Origin of the sequence: Archangium lansingense (assembly GCF_026626635.1) — a bacterium.
In the GTDB taxonomy this organism is placed as follows: domain Bacteria; phylum Myxococcota; class Myxococcia; order Myxococcales; family Myxococcaceae; genus Archangium; species Archangium lansingense.
The window spans coordinates 6060522-6079180 of record NZ_JAPNKA010000001.1 but is presented as its reverse complement, the minus strand read 5'-3'; the positions used below and the strand labels follow the sequence as shown (position 1 = coordinate 6079180).

General features: G+C 71.5%; 3 protein-coding genes and 1 pseudogene. All 4 read right to left on the bottom strand.

The features are described 5' to 3' along the window. Position 1: 1 nt before the first annotated feature. The 4 genes and pseudogenes from OV287_RS24820 to OV287_RS24805 all read right to left on the bottom strand — a co-directional run bounded on the left by OV287_RS24820 (position 2) and on the right by OV287_RS24805 (position 18216). Positions 2-5584: a type I polyketide synthase gene (locus OV287_RS24820; RefSeq protein WP_267536513.1), complete on the bottom strand. Its 5583-nt coding sequence runs from the start codon at positions 5582-5584 to the stop codon at positions 2-4. 16 nt (positions 5585-5600) lie between these two features. Next, on the bottom strand, positions 5601-7877 hold the full coding sequence (locus OV287_RS24815) for a type I polyketide synthase (RefSeq protein ID WP_267536512.1): 2277 nt from the start codon (positions 7875-7877) through the stop codon (positions 5601-5603). A gap of 296 nt (positions 7878-8173) precedes the next feature. Next, a pseudogene (locus tag OV287_RS24810) lies at positions 8174-11065 on the bottom strand (type I polyketide synthase); the annotation flags it as partial. A 122-nt stretch (positions 11066-11187) separates the two neighbouring features. After that, positions 11188-18216 carry a type I polyketide synthase gene (locus tag OV287_RS24805; RefSeq protein WP_267536511.1) on the bottom strand — a complete coding sequence of 2343 codons (7029 nt, stop codon included), beginning with the start codon at positions 18214-18216 and terminating at the stop codon, positions 11188-11190. Positions 18217-18659 lie beyond the last annotated feature (443 nt).

Below are 18659 nucleotides of genomic sequence, written 5' to 3'. Positions count from 1 at the left end.
GTCAAATCTCTTCGTTCAGCGCGGCGAGCTTCTCCGCGAGGAGCGCCTCGGCCTCTTCGTCCGAGAGCTGCTTGACGTTGTTGACGATCTCGGCCTCGAGCGCCGCCGCCTCGTCCTGGGGCTGCTGCTCGGCCTTGTTCGTGATGGGAAGTTGCAGTCGCTCGGCCAGGTGCTCGACGAGCGCCGCCACGGTCGGGTAGCGCCACACCAGCGTCGCCGGGAGCCGCAGCCCCAGGCTCGCCTCGAGCCGGTTGCGGATCTCCAGGCTCATCAGGGAGTCCAACCCCAGGTTGCCGAGCGGCTCCTGGGGATCGATCCGCGAAGGGGCCAGCCGGAGCACATGGCCGACCTGCTCGCACAGGTGGGCCTCGAGCAGCCGCGCCCGCTCCAGCCGCTCTGCCGCCCGGAGCGTCTCCACGAAGGCACCCCGCTCCACCGGACGCTCGCCGCCGGTGGCCTGCTCACGCGCGAGCCGTGACAGGAACGGAGACTGCGCCGCCGTGAGGTAGAACTCGCGCCACTGCCGCAGATCGAAGCGCATGATCGCCACGCGCGCGTGGGAGCCACCCAGCACCCGGCCCATCGCCTCGAGGGCCTGCGCCGGCTGCATGCTGTCCACGCCGCGCTGGGCGATGCGCTCGCCGCGGTTGGCCGCCGCGGCCGCCAGGCCCACCCCGGCCCAGGAGCCCCAGTCGATGCTCAACGCGGGCAACCCAAGGCCCCGCCGGTATGACGCCAGCGCATCGAGGAAGGCGTTGGCCGCCGCGTAGTTGCCCTGTCCCGGCGAGCCCAGGAGCGAGCCCGCCGCCGCGAAGAGCACGAAGAAGTCGAGCGGAGCCGCCGCTGTCAGCTCGTGCAGGCTCCACGCGCCCCGGACCTTGGGCGCCATCACCGCGCGCAGGCGCTCGGCGGTGAGGTTCACGAGCACGCCGTCATCGAGGACCGCCGCCGCGTGGAAGACGCCCCGGAGCGGAGGCATCCCGGCCGACAGCTCCGCGAACACCCGCTCGAGCTCCGGCCGCACCGCCACGTCCGCCTTGCACACCCGGACCTCGGCACCGGCCGCGCGCAGCGCGTCGATGACCTGCTGCGCCTCCGCGGACGCACCTCCCCGGCCCAGCAGAGCGAGGTGGCGGGCACCGCGAGACACCAACCACTCGGCGAGCTTCAGACCCAGGCCACCGAGTCCTCCCGTGATGAGGTAGGTGCCGTCGGCTCGAAGCTCCGCCTCGGGGACCATGGCGCGCTCCATGCGCGACAACCGCGCCACGAACCTCGCCGGACCCCGGAGCGCGACCTGCTCCTCCGGTGTCGACGACAGGAGCTCGTCGGCGAACACGCGCGCCTGCGCCTCGTCGAGGGCCCCGAGGTCCACGTTGCAGCACCGGAGCTCGGAATGCTCCAACGAGAGGACCCGTCCGAGCCCCCAGAGCGGTGCCTGCTCGACGTGGAGCGCACGCTCCGCGGGCCTGGCGGCATGCACCCCCTCCGTCACCAGCCACAGCCTGGGCATGTCACGGAAGCCCGCAGACACCAGGGCCTGCGTGAGGTGGAGCGCGCTCTCCACCCCGAGCGACCGTGCCTGATCCAAGGCCTCTGGCCCCTCCTCCGGCCGAGGCGCGTCGAGGCTGAAGAGATGCACGACACCGCGGCACGCCGGCTGACCGGAACCGAACTCGGCCTCGAGAATTCGCGTGAATCCCTCCGTCCGAGACGGATCGACGACGTAGTGGCCCGGCTCGATGAGGCGTGACTCGTCTCCGTGGGAGACCAGGACACACGGCTCGCCACGCTCGCGCAGCACCGCCTGCAACTTCTTGCCGAAGCCCTGGCGATCCGCGAGCACGAGCCACGCCCCCTGCGCGGACTCCGTGGAAGGCAATGCTTCCGCGCGCGGCGCCTCCTGCCAGTCGACCTGGTACATCCACCCGTCGATCTCGTCCGCGGAGCGCCGCCGCACCGCATCCAGGCGCCGGCACATCAGGCCCCTGGCCTCCATCAGGACACGGCCGTCCTCATCGAGCAGGGTCACATCCGCCTCGACGGTGCCCCTCCCGCTGCTCGTGCCGGGCCTTACGAGGGCGTGTCCCCACAGCGCCCGGCCCGGCCGCCCGTGGACGCGGAGTCTCTCGACCGCCATCGGCACGAACGTCTCGCCCCGCCGCTCGCCCAACCCCGCCCCGTTGATGACCTGGAAGCAGGCATCCAGCAGCGCCGGGTGGAGCTGGTGGACCGCCATCTCCGAGGCGACCGAGGACGGCAGCTCGAGGCGGGCAATCGCCTCCCCCGGCGCCTTCCACAGCTCCTTCAACACGCGGAAGCTCGGCCCGAAGTCAACGCCTCGCTCCTGCATGAGCTGGTAGTGCGTCTCGCCGTCCATGCGCTCCGTACACCGCCCCCGCGCCTCCCCGAGCGCGAAGGCTTCCGCTCCGGCGCACTCACGGATCCGCCCCTCGGCGTGCAGCATCCAGGCCCCGCCCGCTTCCGCCGGCCGGCTGAAGACCCGGAAGCGCGGCGCTCCCGCCTCGTCCGGCGCGAAGCTCATCTGCACCGCGAGCGCCTCCTCGCGAGGCAGCACCATCATCTCCTGGAAGCTCACGTCTTCGAGCGCGCGGCTCGCGGGTCCCAGCGCCTCCGCCGCCCCCGCGAGCGCCATCTCGAGGTACGCGGCGCCGGGGAAGATGACCTCACCGTGAACGACGTGGTCCTCGAGGTATGCCGGGCTGTCCGCGGACAGCTCCGTCTGCCACAGGTGAGCGCCCTCCTGCCCCGCCAGCGCCAGGTGGGCGCCCAGCAACGGGTGATGCCCGGCCTCCCTGGCACGGCGCGCACGCGCTGGCGCCTCGACCCAGAAGCGCTCGCGTTGCCACGGGTAGGTGGGCAGCGCCACCCTCCGGCCGCGCACCGGGTGCTGACGCTGCAGGTCCACCTCGTGACCCATGGCGTACAGCGCCCCCAGCGAGGACAGCATCGAACCGCGCTCGTCCTCCTCACGCCGGAGCGACGGCAGAACCGCGCCCTCGCGCCCGAGGTGCCGCAGATGCTGCTCGACGGCGGGCAGGAGGATGGGGTGCGGGCTCAGCTCGATGAAGATGTCATGACCCTCGACGGCGAGCCGCTCGACCGCCTTCGAGAACAACACCGGCTCCCGCAGGTTGTCGGCCCAGTAGCCGGCGTCGAACGCCGCGCCATCCGTCATCACCCCCGTCACCGTCGAGCAGATGGGGACGCGGGCCGCGCGCGGCGAGATTCCCTGGAGGGCCGCGAGCAGCTCCGGCCGCAGCGGGTCCATCTGCGGGCTGTGCGACGCGACGTCCACCTTCACGAAGCGGCGGAAGACATCCCGCTGCTCGAGGTGGCGGGAGATCTCCTCGAGCGCCGCGGGCTCGCCCGAGAGGACGGTGGACCGCACGCTGTTGCTCACCGCGACGGAGACACGCGATTCGAAGCCCCGCAGGGCCTGCTTCGCCTCCTCCAGCGTCAGGTCCACCAGGAGCATGGAGCCCTGGCCACTCACGCCGCGCAGCAGCCGGCTACGGCGGCAGATGACCTTCGCCGCGTCGTCGAGGCTCAACGTGCCGGCCACGTGCGCCGCGGCGACCTCGCCCATGCTGTGCCCCACCACCGCGTCCGGCTCGATGCCCCACGCGCGCCACAGCTCCGCCAGCGCCACCTCCATGGCGAAGAGCACGGGTTGGATGACGTCGATCTCCTGGAGGCGGCTCCGGCCCTCATCGGCCGCGAGCACCTCGAGGACGCTGAAGCCCGCGCAGGCCCGGATGGCCTCGTCGCACCGCTCCAGCGCGGCCCGGAACGCCGGCTCCTGCTCGAGCAGCTTCCGGCCCATGCCCAGCCACTGAGAGCCCTGGCCAGGGAACACGAAGACCACGCGGCGGCGAGCCGACCCCGACCTGCGCCCGACGGCCGCCCCCGGCGCGGACTCTCCGCGCGAGAACGCCTCCAGCTTCTCCGCGAGCTCTGCGGGCGTGCGGCCCGCGAGCGCGAGCCGGTGCTCATGGTGGGTGCGCGACAGGGCCGCCGTGGCACAGGCCTCGCGAAGCTCCACGCCCGGGTTCTCCGCGAACCAGCGCGCGTGACTCCCGGCCATCGCCCGCAGCGCCTCGGAGCTGCGCGCCGAGACCACGAGCAACTCCGCGCCCCGCGAAGGTGCCGGGGGCTGGGGCACACGCACGGGCGGCTCCTGCAGGATGACGTGGGCGTTGGTCCCGCTGATGCCGAACGCGCTCACTCCCGCCAGGCGCGGCTGCTCGCCTCGCGGCCACGGACGGGGCTCGGTCGGAATGGCCACCGGCACGCCGTCGAGGGCGATGTTCGGGTTGAGGGTCTTGAAATGCAGGTTCGGCGAAATCGCCTCGTTGCGCAGCGCGAGCATCGTCTTCAGCACGCCAGTGAGCCCGGCCGCCGCTTCCAAATGCCCGACGTTCGTCTTGACCGATCCCACGACGAGCGGCGCCTCGGCACTCCTCCCCTTCCCCAGCACGCGAGCCAGGGCCTGCAGCTCGATGGGATCGCCCAGCGAGGTGCCCGTCCCGTGTGCCTCGACGTAGGAGATCCGCGAGGGCTCGAGCCCACCGCTCGCCAGCGCCTGTTCGATGACGCGCTCCTGTGCCGGGCCGTTGGGCACCATCAGGCCGCTGCTGGCGCCATCCTGGTTCACCGCCGAGCCGACGATGAGCGAGAGGATCTCATCCCCCTGGGCCAGCGCATCCGACAGCCGCTTGAGGACGAAGACGATGCAGCCCTCGGAGCGCACGAAGCCATTGGCGGAGGCGTCGAAAGTCTTGCAGCGCCCGTCGGGAGAGAGACCCCGGCTGCTGGACAGGGCGATCGTCGCGTCCGGCGTCAGCATGAGGTTGACGCCCGCGGACAGCGCCATGTCGCACTCGCGGTTGCGCAGGCTCTGGCAAGCCACGTGGAGCGCCACCAGGGACGACGAGCAGGCCGTGTCGATGGACATGCACGGCCCCTGGAGGCCGAGCGTGTAGGAGAGCCGGCCCGCGGCCGCGTTCAGCGAGGTCCCCGTCACATGGTAGATGTCGGTGGCCGCGCCGAGCTGCCGCGCCTGGAGCTGCGCGTAGTCGCTCCCGATGATGCCCAGGAACACGCCCGTCCGGCTCCCGGAGAGCTGATCCGGCGGCTGCCCCGCGCGCTCGAGCGCCTCCCACGCCACCTCGAGCAGCAGCCGCTGCTGCGGATCCATCCGCGAGGCCTCCCGAGGGGAGAGCCCGAAGAACGCGGCGTCGAAGCGATCCACGCCGTCGATGAATCCTCCCCAACGCGCGTACGTGCGGCCCGGCTTGCTGGGATCGGGATCGAACAGCGCCTCGGCGTCCCATCGATCGCGCGGCACCTCGGTGATGGCGTCCACGCCCTCGTACAGCAGACGCCAGAACGCCTCCGGCGTCCGCGCACCACCCGGTACGCGGCAGGCCGTGCCGACGATGGCAATGGGCTCCGAACGCGCGCGCTTGAGCGACTCGCTCTCCGAATGCAGCTCGAGAGCCAGCAGCACGAGCCTCTTGGGAGGGAGGTTCGCGATCTTCTCGTAGAATTCTTTGCTCATCGCAGTCGTGCCCGATTCAGCTCAACTTCTGTGCAATCAGCCGCTCGACCTCTTCGTCGGACAGCTCCGTCACCTGTGACAGGCGCTCGGCGAGATCGCCGATCTCCGCCTGCGCGGCCTGGGGCCGTGACTCCTGCGGTGCCGCCGCGGTGGTAGGCAGGGGGATCTCCACCGCGGTGACACTCGAGGCCAGACGCTTCGCCAGCGCGAGCACCGTGGGGTGATCGAACGCGAGGCTCGCGGGCAGCTCCTTGTCGAGGCCCCGCTGCAGCGCGTTGCGCAGCTCCACGGACATCAACGAGGTCATGCCCATCTGGAAGAAGCCCCGCTCCGCGGGCGGCAGCTCGGAGGACGGGAACCCGAGGATCCGTCCCACCTCACCCTGGATGCGCTGTACCAGCGTGTCGAAGCGGCGGGCCGGCGGCAGTGACTCGAGCTCCGACAGCCACCGCGCCCGCGAGGACGCCGTGCCCGGCGTGGACGAGGACTCACCCACCTGCCGCAGGAAGGGCCGGCGGCGCCGCGCCTCGAAGATCGGCTTCAACGCCGACCAGTTCACGGACGCGACGGTCCTGTGGCCCACCCCCGCGCGCAGTACCTGGCCCATCGCCTCGAGCGCCCGCTCCGACGCCATGGGCTCCATTCCGAAGCGCGCGAAGTCCCGCTCGCCCTCGGCACGCTCCCCGCCGACCTCGTCCCACGTTCCCCAATGGATGGTGGTGGCGGGCAGCCCCAGGGCCCGGCGGTGGTGCGCGAGCGCCTCGAGGAATTGATTGCCCGCAGCGTAGTGCGCCAGGCCCGAGGCGCCCCACAGGGTGGACGTCGACGAGAACATCACGAAGAAGTCGAGGCCGAGCTCGCGCGTCAGCTCGTGCAGCACCCAGGAGCCGAGCACCTTCGGGCGCAGCATCGCCGTCATCGTCGCGAGGTCCATGTCCTCCAGCCGGCACTCCGTCAGGAGCGCGGCGGAGTGGACCACGCCTCGCAACGGGGGGAGCGTCGCGGCCAGCTCGCGCAGCAACTCCGTCATCCTCGCGCGATCCGCCACGTCGGCGGCCAGCGTGGTGACGGTCGCACCGAGAGCGCGAAGCGACTCGAGCCCCTCGCGGCGCCGCGCCGAAGCCGCGTCTCCCGCGTCGGAGATTCCACTGCGGCCCAGCAGCACGAGGTGCCGCGCACCCCGCTCCACCAGCCACCGCGCCACCTTCAGGCCCAGTCCGCCCAGCCCGCCGGTGACGAGGTAGGCCGCGTCCGAGCGCAGGCGCAGCGGCTCCGCTGGCGCGTTCACCTTCCCGCGGACGATGCGGGGCACCAGCGTGCGCTTCTCGCGGAACGCGAGCTGATCCTCACCGTCCCCGCCGAACGCGGAGATCTCCCGGAGCACCGCGGTGCTCTCCTCGGGAACCCCCGCCGGATCCAGATCGATGAGGCCTCCCCACACGTCCGGCTGCTCGAGGGACACGCCCCGGCCCAGGCCCCAGAGCGGCGCCTGCGCCAGCGACACGCGCTCGGTCCCCGAGCCGGTGACCTGGGCGCCCCGCGTCACCACCCAGAGCCGCGCGCGTCCGGGTGAGCCCATGAGCGCCCTCACCCAATGCAACGCGGCCATGGAGGACTCCGGCGAGACGCCCTGCTCGTCGAGCGCCGCATCCAGGCCCCACAGGTAGACGGCGTGGCCCTCGTGCCCCGGCGGAAGTGCCGGCAGCTCGCGCAGCAGGCGCTCCATGTCCTCGGGCCGCTTCGGGTCCACCACGAAGCGCCCCGCGTCCAGCCGCTGGAAGGACTCGCCCCGCGTCACGGTGACGCACGGGTGACCCTGACGGCCAATCGCCTCCACGAGCGCCGTGCCCCACCCGCCGCGATCCAGGAACACGATCCAATCCGTGGGCCGCGGCTGGGCCGCTGCTCCCACGGGCCGGGCCTCCCAGGCCACGTCGTAGAACCAGTCTTGCGAGCGGGCCCCGCCCAGCACCTCGAGGAGCCGCTCGGCCGCGACACGCCGCAGCCGCACACCGCGCGCCGCGGCCACCTTGCGGCCCTCCCCATCCAGCAACTCCAGCGTGCCCACCCGCTCGTCCGGGCTGGCGGCGGGCACGAGCGACACATGGGCCCACTTCACGTCGGCACGGCCCGGAACGCACTCGATCGCCTCGATGCTCAAGGGCATGAACAGCGCGGGCCCCTCCGCCTCCGCGGCGATCGCGAGCGCCAGCGTCTGCATCCCCGCGTCCAGCAGGGCGGGGTGGAGCTGGTAGCGCGCTGACTCCTGGACGAGCTCCGGCCCGAGCGCCACGAGCCCGAGCGCCTCGCCCGGCCGCCGCCAGGCCTCGCCGAGCGTCCGCAGCGAGCCTCGTACTGGACGTTGCGGCGCTCGAGCTCCTCGTAGATGGCCGGACCCGACACCTGCTGCACGCAGCGTGAGCGCACCGCATCGGGTATCACCGAAGTGCCCGAGGGCGCGCCCACGGTCCGCACCTGGCCCCGGCAGTGCCTCACCCACCCCAACTCTCGCGCCGATCCGCCCGCCGGGCGGCTGTGGAGCTGGAACACGTGCCGCCCACCGGAGCCCGGCGAGACATGCACCTGCACCACGCGCCGCTCCGCCTCTGGCAGTACCAGCGCGCGCTCGAACTCCACCTCCGAGAGCTCACGAGGCCCGGTCCCCAGCACCTCGGCCGCGGCGCTCAGCCCGAGCTCGACCAGGGCCGAGGCCGGAACCACCGCGACGCCGCCCAACTTGTGCGCACCGAGCCACGACAGCGAGGTACTGCTCAGCTCCAGCTCGAAGATCTCTCCGTCGATTCCATGCGCCACGCTCACCGGCCGGCCACGCAGCGACGTCACCTGCTCGGCGGCGGGAAGGACGGGCGACACCGCCGCGTCGATCCAGAACCGCTTGTGCTGCCAGGGATACGCCGGCAGCGGGACCATGCGCCCACCCTCCGGGAAGAGCCGGGTCCACTCCACGGGCCAGGCCGCGCGGTACAGCGCGCCGAAGGACTCCAGCATCACCGTCCGCTCGGACTCCTCGCGGCGCAGGGACGCGAGCGTCAGGCCCTCGCGGCCCGCGTGCTGCAGGCACCGCTCGACGGCGGGCAGCAGGATCGGGTGCGGGCTCATCTCCATGAAGACCGTGTGCTCGCCCTGGACGAGCTCGAGCACGGCCGTGGAGAACAGCACCGGATCGCGCAGGTTGCGGACCCAGTACGCGGCGTCGAAGCCGGAGCCATCGCAGGCGGACGCCGTCACGGTCGAGACAATCGGCACGGAGGAGGACTTCGGCCGCACCGAGGAGAGCGCGGCGAGCAGATCGGCGCGCAGCGGATCGACCTGCGGGCTATGCGACGCCACGTCGACCTTCACCCACCGGCAGAACACATTGCGGGCTTCGAGCGAGCCACGGATCTCCTCGAGCGCCGCGGCATCTCCGGACAGCACCGTCGACGTCGGGCTGTTGCTCACCGCGATGGCGACACGATCCTCGCGTCCCACGAGGGCCTTCTTCGCCTCCGCCAGGGACAGCTCCGTCGCCAGCATCGCGCCCTGGCCACTGATGCGCCGGAGCAGCCGGCTCCGGAGGCAGATGATGGCCGCCGCATCCTCCAGGCTCAGCGCGCCCGCCACGTGCGCCGCGGCCACCTCGCCCATGCTGTGCCCCACCACCGCATCGGGCTCTATTCCCCAAGAGCGCCAGAGCGCCGAGAGCGCCACGGCCATGGCGAACAGCACCGGCTGCACGACGTCGATCTCCTGGAGCCGCGACGACTCGGACGGCGCCCGGAGCACGTCGAGCAGCCGCCACGTCACGTGGGGTTGCATGGCCTCGTCGATGCGCTCGATGGACTCGCGGAAGACCTTCTCCTGCTCGAGGAGCTGCCGCCCCATGCCGAGCCACTGCGAGCCCTGGCCGGGGAACACGAAGACCACCTTGCGCCGCTCGTCCGCGCCCTGTCGGGCCGGTGCGGGCCCTCCGGCGGCGAGCTCCTGGAGCTTCCCGGCGATGACGGCCGGGGACTCTCCCGCGATGGCCAGGCGGTACTCATGGTGCGTCCGCCGGAGCGCCGCCGTGTAGCAGATGTCCCGGAGCGGCACTTCCGGCGACGACACGAGGTACTCCGCGTACTTCCGGGCCAGCTCCTGGAGCGCGGAGGGAGAGCGTGCCGACAGCGGCAGCAGGTGCGCACCGGACGAGTGAGTGGCCGGCGCCACCGGAGCCGCGGGGGGCTCCTCGAGAATCACGTGCGCGTTCGTCCCGCTGATGCCGAACGAGCTGACGGCGCCACGGCGCTTCCTGTCCTCCCGCGCCGGCCAGGGGTGGAGGGCCGTCGGGAGGGTGATGGGGGCGTCGCCGAGATCGATCCGCGGGTTGAGCCGCTGGAAGTGCGCGAGCGGGGGAACGGCCTGGTGCCGCAGGGAGAGGACCATTTTGATGACGCCCGCGATTCCCGCGGCCGACTCGAGGTGGCCGATGTTGGTCTTCGCCGCGCCCACGACGAGCGGCTGCTGTGCGGAGCGCCCGCTGCCGTAGACCTCCTGGAGCGCCTCCATCTCGATGGGGTCCCCCAGCGAGGTCCCGGTCCCATGCGCCTCGACACAGTCGATCTCGGAGGGTTCGAGGCCCGCGCTCTGCAGCGCCTGACGGATGAGCGCCTTCTGGGCGAGCACGTTGGGCGCGGTCAGCCCCGCCGACTTGCCGTCCTGGTTGACGGCCGAGCCCCGCACGAGCGCGAGGATGGGGTCCCCCGCGGCGATCGCATCCGACAGGCGCTTGAGGACGACGACGCCGCAGCCCTCGCCCCGCACGAAGCCGTTGGCGCGCGCATCGAAGGTCTTGCAGCGCCCATCCGGCGCGAGCGCCTGGGCCCGCGACACCCTGCTCGAGGAGTGGGGCGAGAGGATGAGATTGACGCCGCACGCCAGCGCCATCGAGCACTCCTGGTTGCGAAGGCTCTGAGTGGCCAGGTGCAGCGCCACCAGCGACGACGAGCACGCGGTGTCCACGACCAGGCAGGGCCCCTGGAAGTCCAGGAGGTACGACAGGCGCCCCGACACCACGCAGTTGAGCGTCCCCGTCACGCTGCTCGCGTCCCGGGCCGAGGGATTGCTCATCTGCAGCAGCGCGTAGTCATCGCTGTACAGCCCCACGAACACGCCCGTGCGGCTGCCCGCGAGCCGCGTCATGTCCTGCCCGGCGCGCTCCAGTGCCTCCCACGCCACCTCGAGCAGGATGCGCTGCTGCGGATCCATCCGGTGCGCCTCGCGCGGCGAGATCCCGAAGAAGTCCGCGTCGAACCGGTCCACCTGGTCGATGAAGGCCCCCCACCGAGCCCCCAGCTTCTCCAGGGCCTCGGGGTCCAGGCGCGCCATGTCCTCACGGGTCCACCGCGAGGAAGGCACCTCGGTGACGGCATCCACCCCGTTGCACAGGAGGTTCCAGTACGACTCCGGATCGGTTCCACCGCCAGGGAAGCGGCACCCCATCCCGATGATGGCCACCGGCTCCGAACGCGCGCCCTCCACCGCGTCGAGCCGGGACTTGAGGTCCATCGCGAGGAGCGCCAACCTCTTGGGGGAGTACTGCGCGATCTTTTCGGCGAAGCTCGTCATTTGCCCTGCGCCATCCTCTGAGCGAACAGTCGCTCGACTTCTTCTTCCGACATCTCGTCGATCTCACTTCCCGGCTCGGCGCTCGGCGCGGCCGGTGAAGGAGCCGCCGCGGCCCGGGGCTCGCCGTCCTTGTCCTCGAACGGGAGCCCCAGCTTCTCCGCCAGGTAGGGGGTGAGCGCGGCGAGCGTCGGGTAGGTCCAGACCAGCGTCGCGCTGAGCTTCAGACCCAGCTCCGCCTCCAGGCGGTTGCGGATCTCCATGCTCATCAGCGAGTCGAGGCCGAGGCTCCCCAGCGGAGTGCGTGGCTCGATGCGCGACGGCTCCATCCTCAGCACCCCGCCGATCTGCTCGCGCAGGAGCTGCTCGAGGAGGGCACGGCGCTCGGAGCCACGGACGGCCTCGAGCCGCTCGCGGATCCGGCTCCGCCCCGGCTCCACGGCGGATCTGCCGGCACGCTCCTGGGACAGCCGCGTGAAGAAAGGCGACTGCGCCGCGGCCAGGTAGAACCCCAACCACTGCCTCGGCTCGAGCGCCATCACACCCACCTGCGGACGGCCCTGCCCCAGCAACATGCCGAGCGCCAGGAGTGCCTTGTCCGGCGGCATCCCCCGCAGGCCACGCGCCTCGAGGCGCTCTCCGCGGTTGGCCTGCGCCGCCGCGAGGCCGACGTTCGTCCAGGTGCCCCAGTTGATACTCAGCGCGGGCAGGCCGTCCGCCCGGCGGGCATGGGCCAGCGCATCCATGAACGCGTTGGCCGCGGAGTAGTTCGCCTGACCCGGGGTGCCCAGCAGGGAGGTCGCGCTGGAGAAGAGCACGAAGAGCTCCAGCGGCAGATGACGCGTCTGCGCGTGGAGGTTCCAGGTGCCCTGGACCTTGGGCGCCATGACCGAGGCGAAGCGCTCCTCCGTGAGATTGAGCAGCAGGCCGTCCTCGAGGAGGCCCGCCGCGTGGAAGACACCGCGCAGCGGCGGCATCGCCTCTTCCACCCTGGCCAGCGCTCGCGCCACGTCCCCGGCGAGCGCGACATCGGCCTGGAAGGGCTCCACGTGGGCGCCCGCCTGGCGCAGCTCCGCGAGCGTGCGCTCGGCCTCCGCCGAGGGAGTGCGGCGCCCCAGCAGCAGCAGGTGACGCGCCCCATGCGTGACGAGCCAGCGCGCCACCTCGAGGCCCAGGCCCCCGAGCCCACCCGTGATGAGGTAGGTGCCGTCGGCGCGCAGCAACGTCGCCGGCTCCCGGGCGGCCAGCGCATCCGCCGCCCGGGCAAGCCGCGCCACGAGCCGCGTGCCACCACGCCATGCGATTTGATCCTCGAACGCCGTGGACGACAGCTCCCGGAACAGCGCGTGGGCGCACGCGTCCGCGTCTCCGTCGAGATCCACGCGGGTGCAGCGCAGCTCGGGCTGCTCCAGGGCCAGCACCTGCCCCAGACCCCAGAGCGGGGCCTGGGCCACGTTGACCCGCTCCGGCTCCTTGCCGACGGAGCGCGCGCCACGCGTGGCCAGCCAGAGCCTGGGTGGATCCCTCCAGCCGGCCCGGGAGAGCGCCTGCACCAGGTGCAGCACGCTGGTGGTGCCGAGCCGCCGCGCGGACTCCAGCGCCGACGGCGTGAGCGCGTCATTCGAGGCACAATCGAGGCTCCACAGGTGCACCACGCCGCGGCACGGGGGTGCCCCCGCCTCCAGCGCGTGGCCGAACGTCTCGCCCGGGGAGACGAGCACGCAGGTCTCGCCACGCGCCCGCAGCAACGCAGCCAGCCGCTGGCCCACGCCACCGCTGTCGCCGAGAATCAACCAGTTCCCCGGCGAGCGCGCCGGCCATGGCAGCTCCGCCGGTAGCGGCTGCGCCTCCCAGTCCACCTGGTAGGCCCACTCGCCGAGTTCCTTGCGCACTGCGGCGCCCGCCTCGAGCCTGTAGACGCGCAGGCCCTCGAGCTCCGTCAGCACGTGGCCCTGCTCATCCAGGATCCGGATGTCGAAGGCGTGCTCCCGCTCGCTCGCGGACGTATCCCCCAGGGCCTTCACCCACACCCAGGCCGCGCGCCCGGGCCGCTGGAAGAACCGCATCCGCCCGAGCCCCACCGGCACATGCGTCCCCACCGGCGCCGCCTCCGCCGGCGAGACCAGCTCCACCGCGACCTGAAGGCAGGCATCCAACAACGAGGGATGGAGTCGATACGCCCCGCTCTCGGAGGACACCAGCTCGGGAAGCTCCAGGCGCCCCAACCCCTCACGCGCGCTCCTCCAGAGCTGCCGCAGCGACTGGAACGCGGGGCCGTACGTGAGGCCCTGCTCCTGCCTGCGCAGGTAGTGCGTCTCGGAGGAGACCGCCAGCTCCAGGCGCTCCCGCAGCAACTCGGGCGGCTCGGCGGTCAGCTCCAGGGCCGCGCCCTCCTCCCGGCGCAGGCTGCCCTCGGCGTGCTTGCGCCAGGTCTTGTCGCCCGTGGCCCGGCTGGAGATCTGGAAGGAGGCCCGGCCCGCGCCCTCCTCGCTCAGCACCACCTGAACGAGCCGCTCCTTCTCCGGCTCGAGCGTGAGCATCTCGCTGAGCGAGACGTTCTCGAGCATGAGCCCCGTCTCGCCCAGCACCTCCGCTCCGGCGCAGAGGGCCATCTCCACGTAGCCCGCGCCCGGGAAGACGATGTCACTCCACACGCGGTGGTCGGAGAGATACGGGAACACCTCCGTGCTCACGGCCCGCTCCCAAAAGTGGGTGCCGGGCTGCACGGACGAGGAGAGCGAGCCGCCCAGGAGCGGATGCCCCGGACCGCCCTCACGCGCGGCACTCACGTGCCGTGAAGCGGCCACCGTCTCGTCCAGGAGCCAATACCGCTCCCGCTGCCACGGGTACATGGGCAGCGCGACGACGCGCCCTCCCGAGGGGTGCAGCTGCCGCCAGTCGACGGAGCCGCCCCGCGCGTACAGCGCCGCGAGTGACTCCAGCAGACTCCGCCGCTCCCGCGCCTGCCGCCGCAGCGAGGCGAGCGCGATCGCGTCCCGCTTCGACTCGCGCAGCGTCTCCTCGATGGGAGCGAGCAACACGGGATGCGGGCTCACCTCGAGGAGCACACCGTGGCCGTCCTCCAACAGCCGCTCGATGGCGCCATGGAAGAGCACCGGCTCGCGCAGGTTGCTGACCCAGTAGGAGGGATGGAAGTCGCTCCCGTCGCCCGTCCGCCCCGTCACCGTGGAGTAGATGGGCACCGCCGCGCGCAGGGGAGAGATTCCCTCGAGCGCGCGCAGGAGGTCCTCCTTCAGCGGATCCATCTGCGGGCTGTGGGAGGCGACGTTCACCTTCACCCGGCGGCAGAAGACGCCCTGGCCCTCAAGCCGCCGCAGCAACTCCTCCAGGGCCGCGGTGTCTCCGGAGAGCACCGTCGAGCGGGCGCTGTTGCTCACGCCAATGGAGAGCCGCGCCTCGTAGCCGGCCAGCGCCTCGCGGGCCTGCTCCAGGCCGAGCTCCACCACGGCCATGGCCCCCTGCCCGCTCATACGGCGCAGGAGGAGGCTGCGGCGGCAGATGATCCGCGCCGCGTCCTCCAGGCTCAGCGCGCCCGCCACGTGCGCCGCAGCCACCTCGCCCATGCTGTGGCCCACCACCGCATCGGGCTCGACCCCCCACGAGCGCCAGAGCGCCGCCAGCGCCACCTGCATCGCGAACAGCACCGGCTGCACGACGTCGATCTCGTCCAGGCGCGAGCGCTGCTCATCCGCGGCGAGCTCCTCCGTGAGCGACCAGTCCACGTGGGCCCGCATCGCCCACTCGCAGTCCTCGATCGCCGCGCGGAAGACCGGCTCCTCCCGCAGGAGCTGACGGCCCATGCCGAGCCACTGCGACCCCTGCCCCGGGAAGACGAAAGCGACCCGGGCCCGGCCCTCGGGGCCCACCCGGCCCTGACTCACACCGGGACGGGCCTCGCCCCGTGCGAAGGCCTCCAGCGCCTCGGCCAGCTCCCGCCGCGAGCCACCCACCACCGACAGGCGATGGGCATGATGGCTCCGCCGCACTCCCGCCGTGTAGGTGATGTCCTCGAGGGTCGCGCCCTCGGCCGTGCCGTCCCCCAGGAAGTCACGCCAGGCCGCGGCCAGCGACTTCAGCGCCTCGGGGCTGCGCGCCGACAGCGGCAGGAGCCGCACCGGCTCCTCACGGGCGGGCGCACCCACCCCACCCTCCGCGCCTCCCGTGAGCACCTCCCATCGGACGTGCTGGCCACGGGCATACAGGACACCCAGCGTGTCGAGCATCACGCTCCGCTCGTCCTCCTGTCGGCGGAGGGTCGAGAGGACGAGCCCCTGCTGGCCGGCGTGCCGCAGGGTCGACTCGATGGGGTGCTTGAGGATCGGGTGCGGGCCGACCTCCAGGAAGGTGCGGTGCCCCTCGCGAATCGCGTGGGAGAGCGCGCCCGTGAAGAACACGGGCTCCGCGAAGTTCTTCGCCCAGTGGGCGGCATCGAAGCTCTCGCCCTCGAGCGGCGAGGCCGTGACCGTGGAGAGGATGGGGATGAGCGCGCGGCCGGGACGGAGTCCCCTCAGGAACTCGGAGAGCTCGCCCCGCAACACCTCGACCTGAGGGCTGTGCACCGCCACGTCGGTCTCCACCCGGCGGCAGAACACGCCTCGCTGCCGCAGGGTGGCAAACACCTCGGCGAGCGCGTCCGGCTCACCGGCCAGCACCGTCGAGTCCACGCTCGCGTCGATGGCGCGGCACAGTCGGCCCTCGTAGCCGGCCAGGAGCTGAGCGGACTGTTCCCAGGAGAGCCCCACGAGCCCCATCGCGCCCTGGCCACTGAGCCGGCTCAGCAGACGCCCCTGGGCGCAGATGACACGCATGGTGTCCTCGAGACTCAGGATGCCCGCGACGTGCGCGGCCGAGACCTCGCCGATGCTGTGACCCACCACCGCGACGGGCTCGATCCCCCAGGAGCGCCAGAGCGCCGCCAGCGCGATCTCCAGTGCCACGATCGCCGGGAAGGCGACCTCGATGCGCGCCAGCCGCGCCGCCGCGCCATCGGCGCTCAGCTCGGCCAGCAGGGACCAGCCCAGCTCCTCCCGGACGAGCCGATCGCACCGCTCCAGCGCGGCCCGGAACACCGGCTCGGTCCGCAGCAGCTTCCGGCCCATGCCGGGCCACTGCGAGCCCTGCCCCGAGAAGACGAAAACCGGCTTCTGGGAGTGCCCGGGCGCCACCTGCCCCGTCGACAGCCCCGCCCTGGTCTCACCGCGAAGAAAGCCCGCGAGCTGCTCCCGGAGCTCCTTCCGGGAGCGAACGGTCATCGCCAGGCGGTGCGCGTGTCCACCGGCGTGGGCCACGACCGAGCGGCACAGCTCGTCCAGCGGCACCTGCTCCCCGGGGGCGTCGAGGCGCTCGACCAGCCGTTGCGCCGCCTCGCGGAGGGCCTCCGGAGTCTCTCCCGACAGGGGCACGAGCTCCGCCCGGGGCGCGTCCGACTCCTCGACCACGACGTGACAGTTGGTGCCACCGAAGCCGAAGGAGCTGACTCCCGCGACGAGCTTCCGCTCCGGCTCGGGCCAGGGCCCGAGGGCGCGCTGGACCTCCAGACGCAGCTCCGCGAAGGGGATGTGCGGGTTGGGTATCTCGAAGTGGAGACTCGGCGGGAGCGCGCGGTGCTTGATGGACAGCGCGACCTTGATCAGCCCCGCGATGCCCGCGGCGGCCTCCAGGTGGCCGATGTTCGTCTTGCAGGAGCCGATGTGCAGCGGCCTGTCGGCGGGCCGCCCCGCTCCGAGCACCTCACCCAGGGCGCGGGCCTCCATCGGGTCTCCGAGCTGAGTGCCAGTGCCATGCGCCTCGACGTACTGTACCTCGGACGGCTCGATGCCCGCGCGCGCGTAGGCCAGGCGGAGCATCTCCTCCTGGGCCTTGGGGTTGGGCGCGGTGAGGCCGTTGCTGCCGCCGTTGTTGTTGATGACGCTCCCGCGGATGACGCAATAGATGGGATCGCCATCCGCGATCGCCAGGGAGAGGGGCTTGAGCACGACCACGCCCGCCCCCTCACCGCGCACGTACCCATTGGCGCGCGCGTCGAAGGTGAAGCAGTGCCCATCGGGCGAGAGGGCGCCGACCTTGGACATGCCAACCGTGCTGTCGGGTGCGATGTTCAGATTCACGCCACCCGCGAGGGCGAGCGTCGACTCGCCCCTGCGCAGGCTCTCGCACGCCAGGTGCACCGCCGCGAGCGAGGAGGAGCACGCCGTGTCGATGGCGAGGCTCGGGCCCCGGAGACCCAGCACATAGGAGACGCGGTTTGCGATGATGCTGTGGTGGAACCCCGTCGCCGTGTGCGGGGAGATGCGCCGCAAGCCGAACCGCTGCAACAGCGTTTCGTAATCCGTCCAGATCACCCCAAAGCAAACGGCCGTGGGCGAGCCCTGCAGGCGCTCCGCGGCGATCCCCGCGTCCTCCAACGCCTCCCAGGTCAGCTCCAGCATGAGCCGCTGTTGCGGATCCATGTGGAGCGCCTCCTTGGGCGAGATGCCGAAGAAGAGGGGGTCGAACCCATCCACCCGCTCGAGGAAGCCACCCCAGCGGGTGTTCGCCTTGCCGGCCGCGGAGAGGTCGCGATCGTAGAGGCGCTCGGCGTCCCACCGCTCGGGAGGGACTTCCGTGATGGCATCACTCCCCCCCGCGAGCAGACGCCAGAACGCCGAGGGATCCGGTGCCTTGGGATAGCGGCACGCCAGACCGACGATGGCAATGGGCTCGTCCGCCGAAGAAGCACGGGAGATGGGTCGCGCGGCTGCGGGGCCCTGCTCTCCGGCGAGATGCCTGGCCAGGGACTCGAGGGTTGGATATTCCCAGACGAGTGTGGGTGACAACGAACGCCCGAGCATCTCACCGACCTCGGCGATGAAACCCGTTGCCTTCAGTGAGTCGAGCCCATACCGGCTGAAGCGCTCGTGCACGTCGAGTGTATGTACTTCGAGCCCCAACCGTTGAGCGAGGGCAGCGGCTAGACGCGCCTGCACCTCAGCCAGACCATTTCTCAGCAACCCGTCTTGCGCCGACACCTGAACCTCGCACCCAGCAAGCCGACGACCCCCAACGCGACCCTTGAGCGAAACCAGGCAAGAACCCGGTTTTCGCTCAAACCACTCCAGCCTCTGAAACGAAGCTCACGTGTCAAACTTTGAACATATTGTCCAGTGAAACATTTTGTGCGGTCATCTTTTACAGGTCGTACAGGCTCGCTGCTGCAAGCCCTCGGGCCGTTCGGGGTGGACTGAGCACCGACGGGCTTGTCTCCTCAAGTTAATAGAAACCAATCGCATTCGTTGAAACTTCAGTCCCTGGCATCTGGGCAGCCCGCAGATTTTCTGCATCATTTTCCTCCTCGTCGGCTCATTCAATTAGAGGGGGACCTGCTCGGCCCCTCGAAAGTGAACTCGGGACGAGCCGAACACCCACTCATGCGACACCAGTACTGGAGTTCGTACAACAACGCCGTCGGCAC

What these genes read in the sequence shown, in the direction of transcription:
- OV287_RS24820 (WP_267536513.1), bottom strand. Translation starts at nt 5,584, where the DNA reads ATGAGCAAAGAATTCTACGAGAAGATCGCGAACCTCCCTCCCAAGAGG.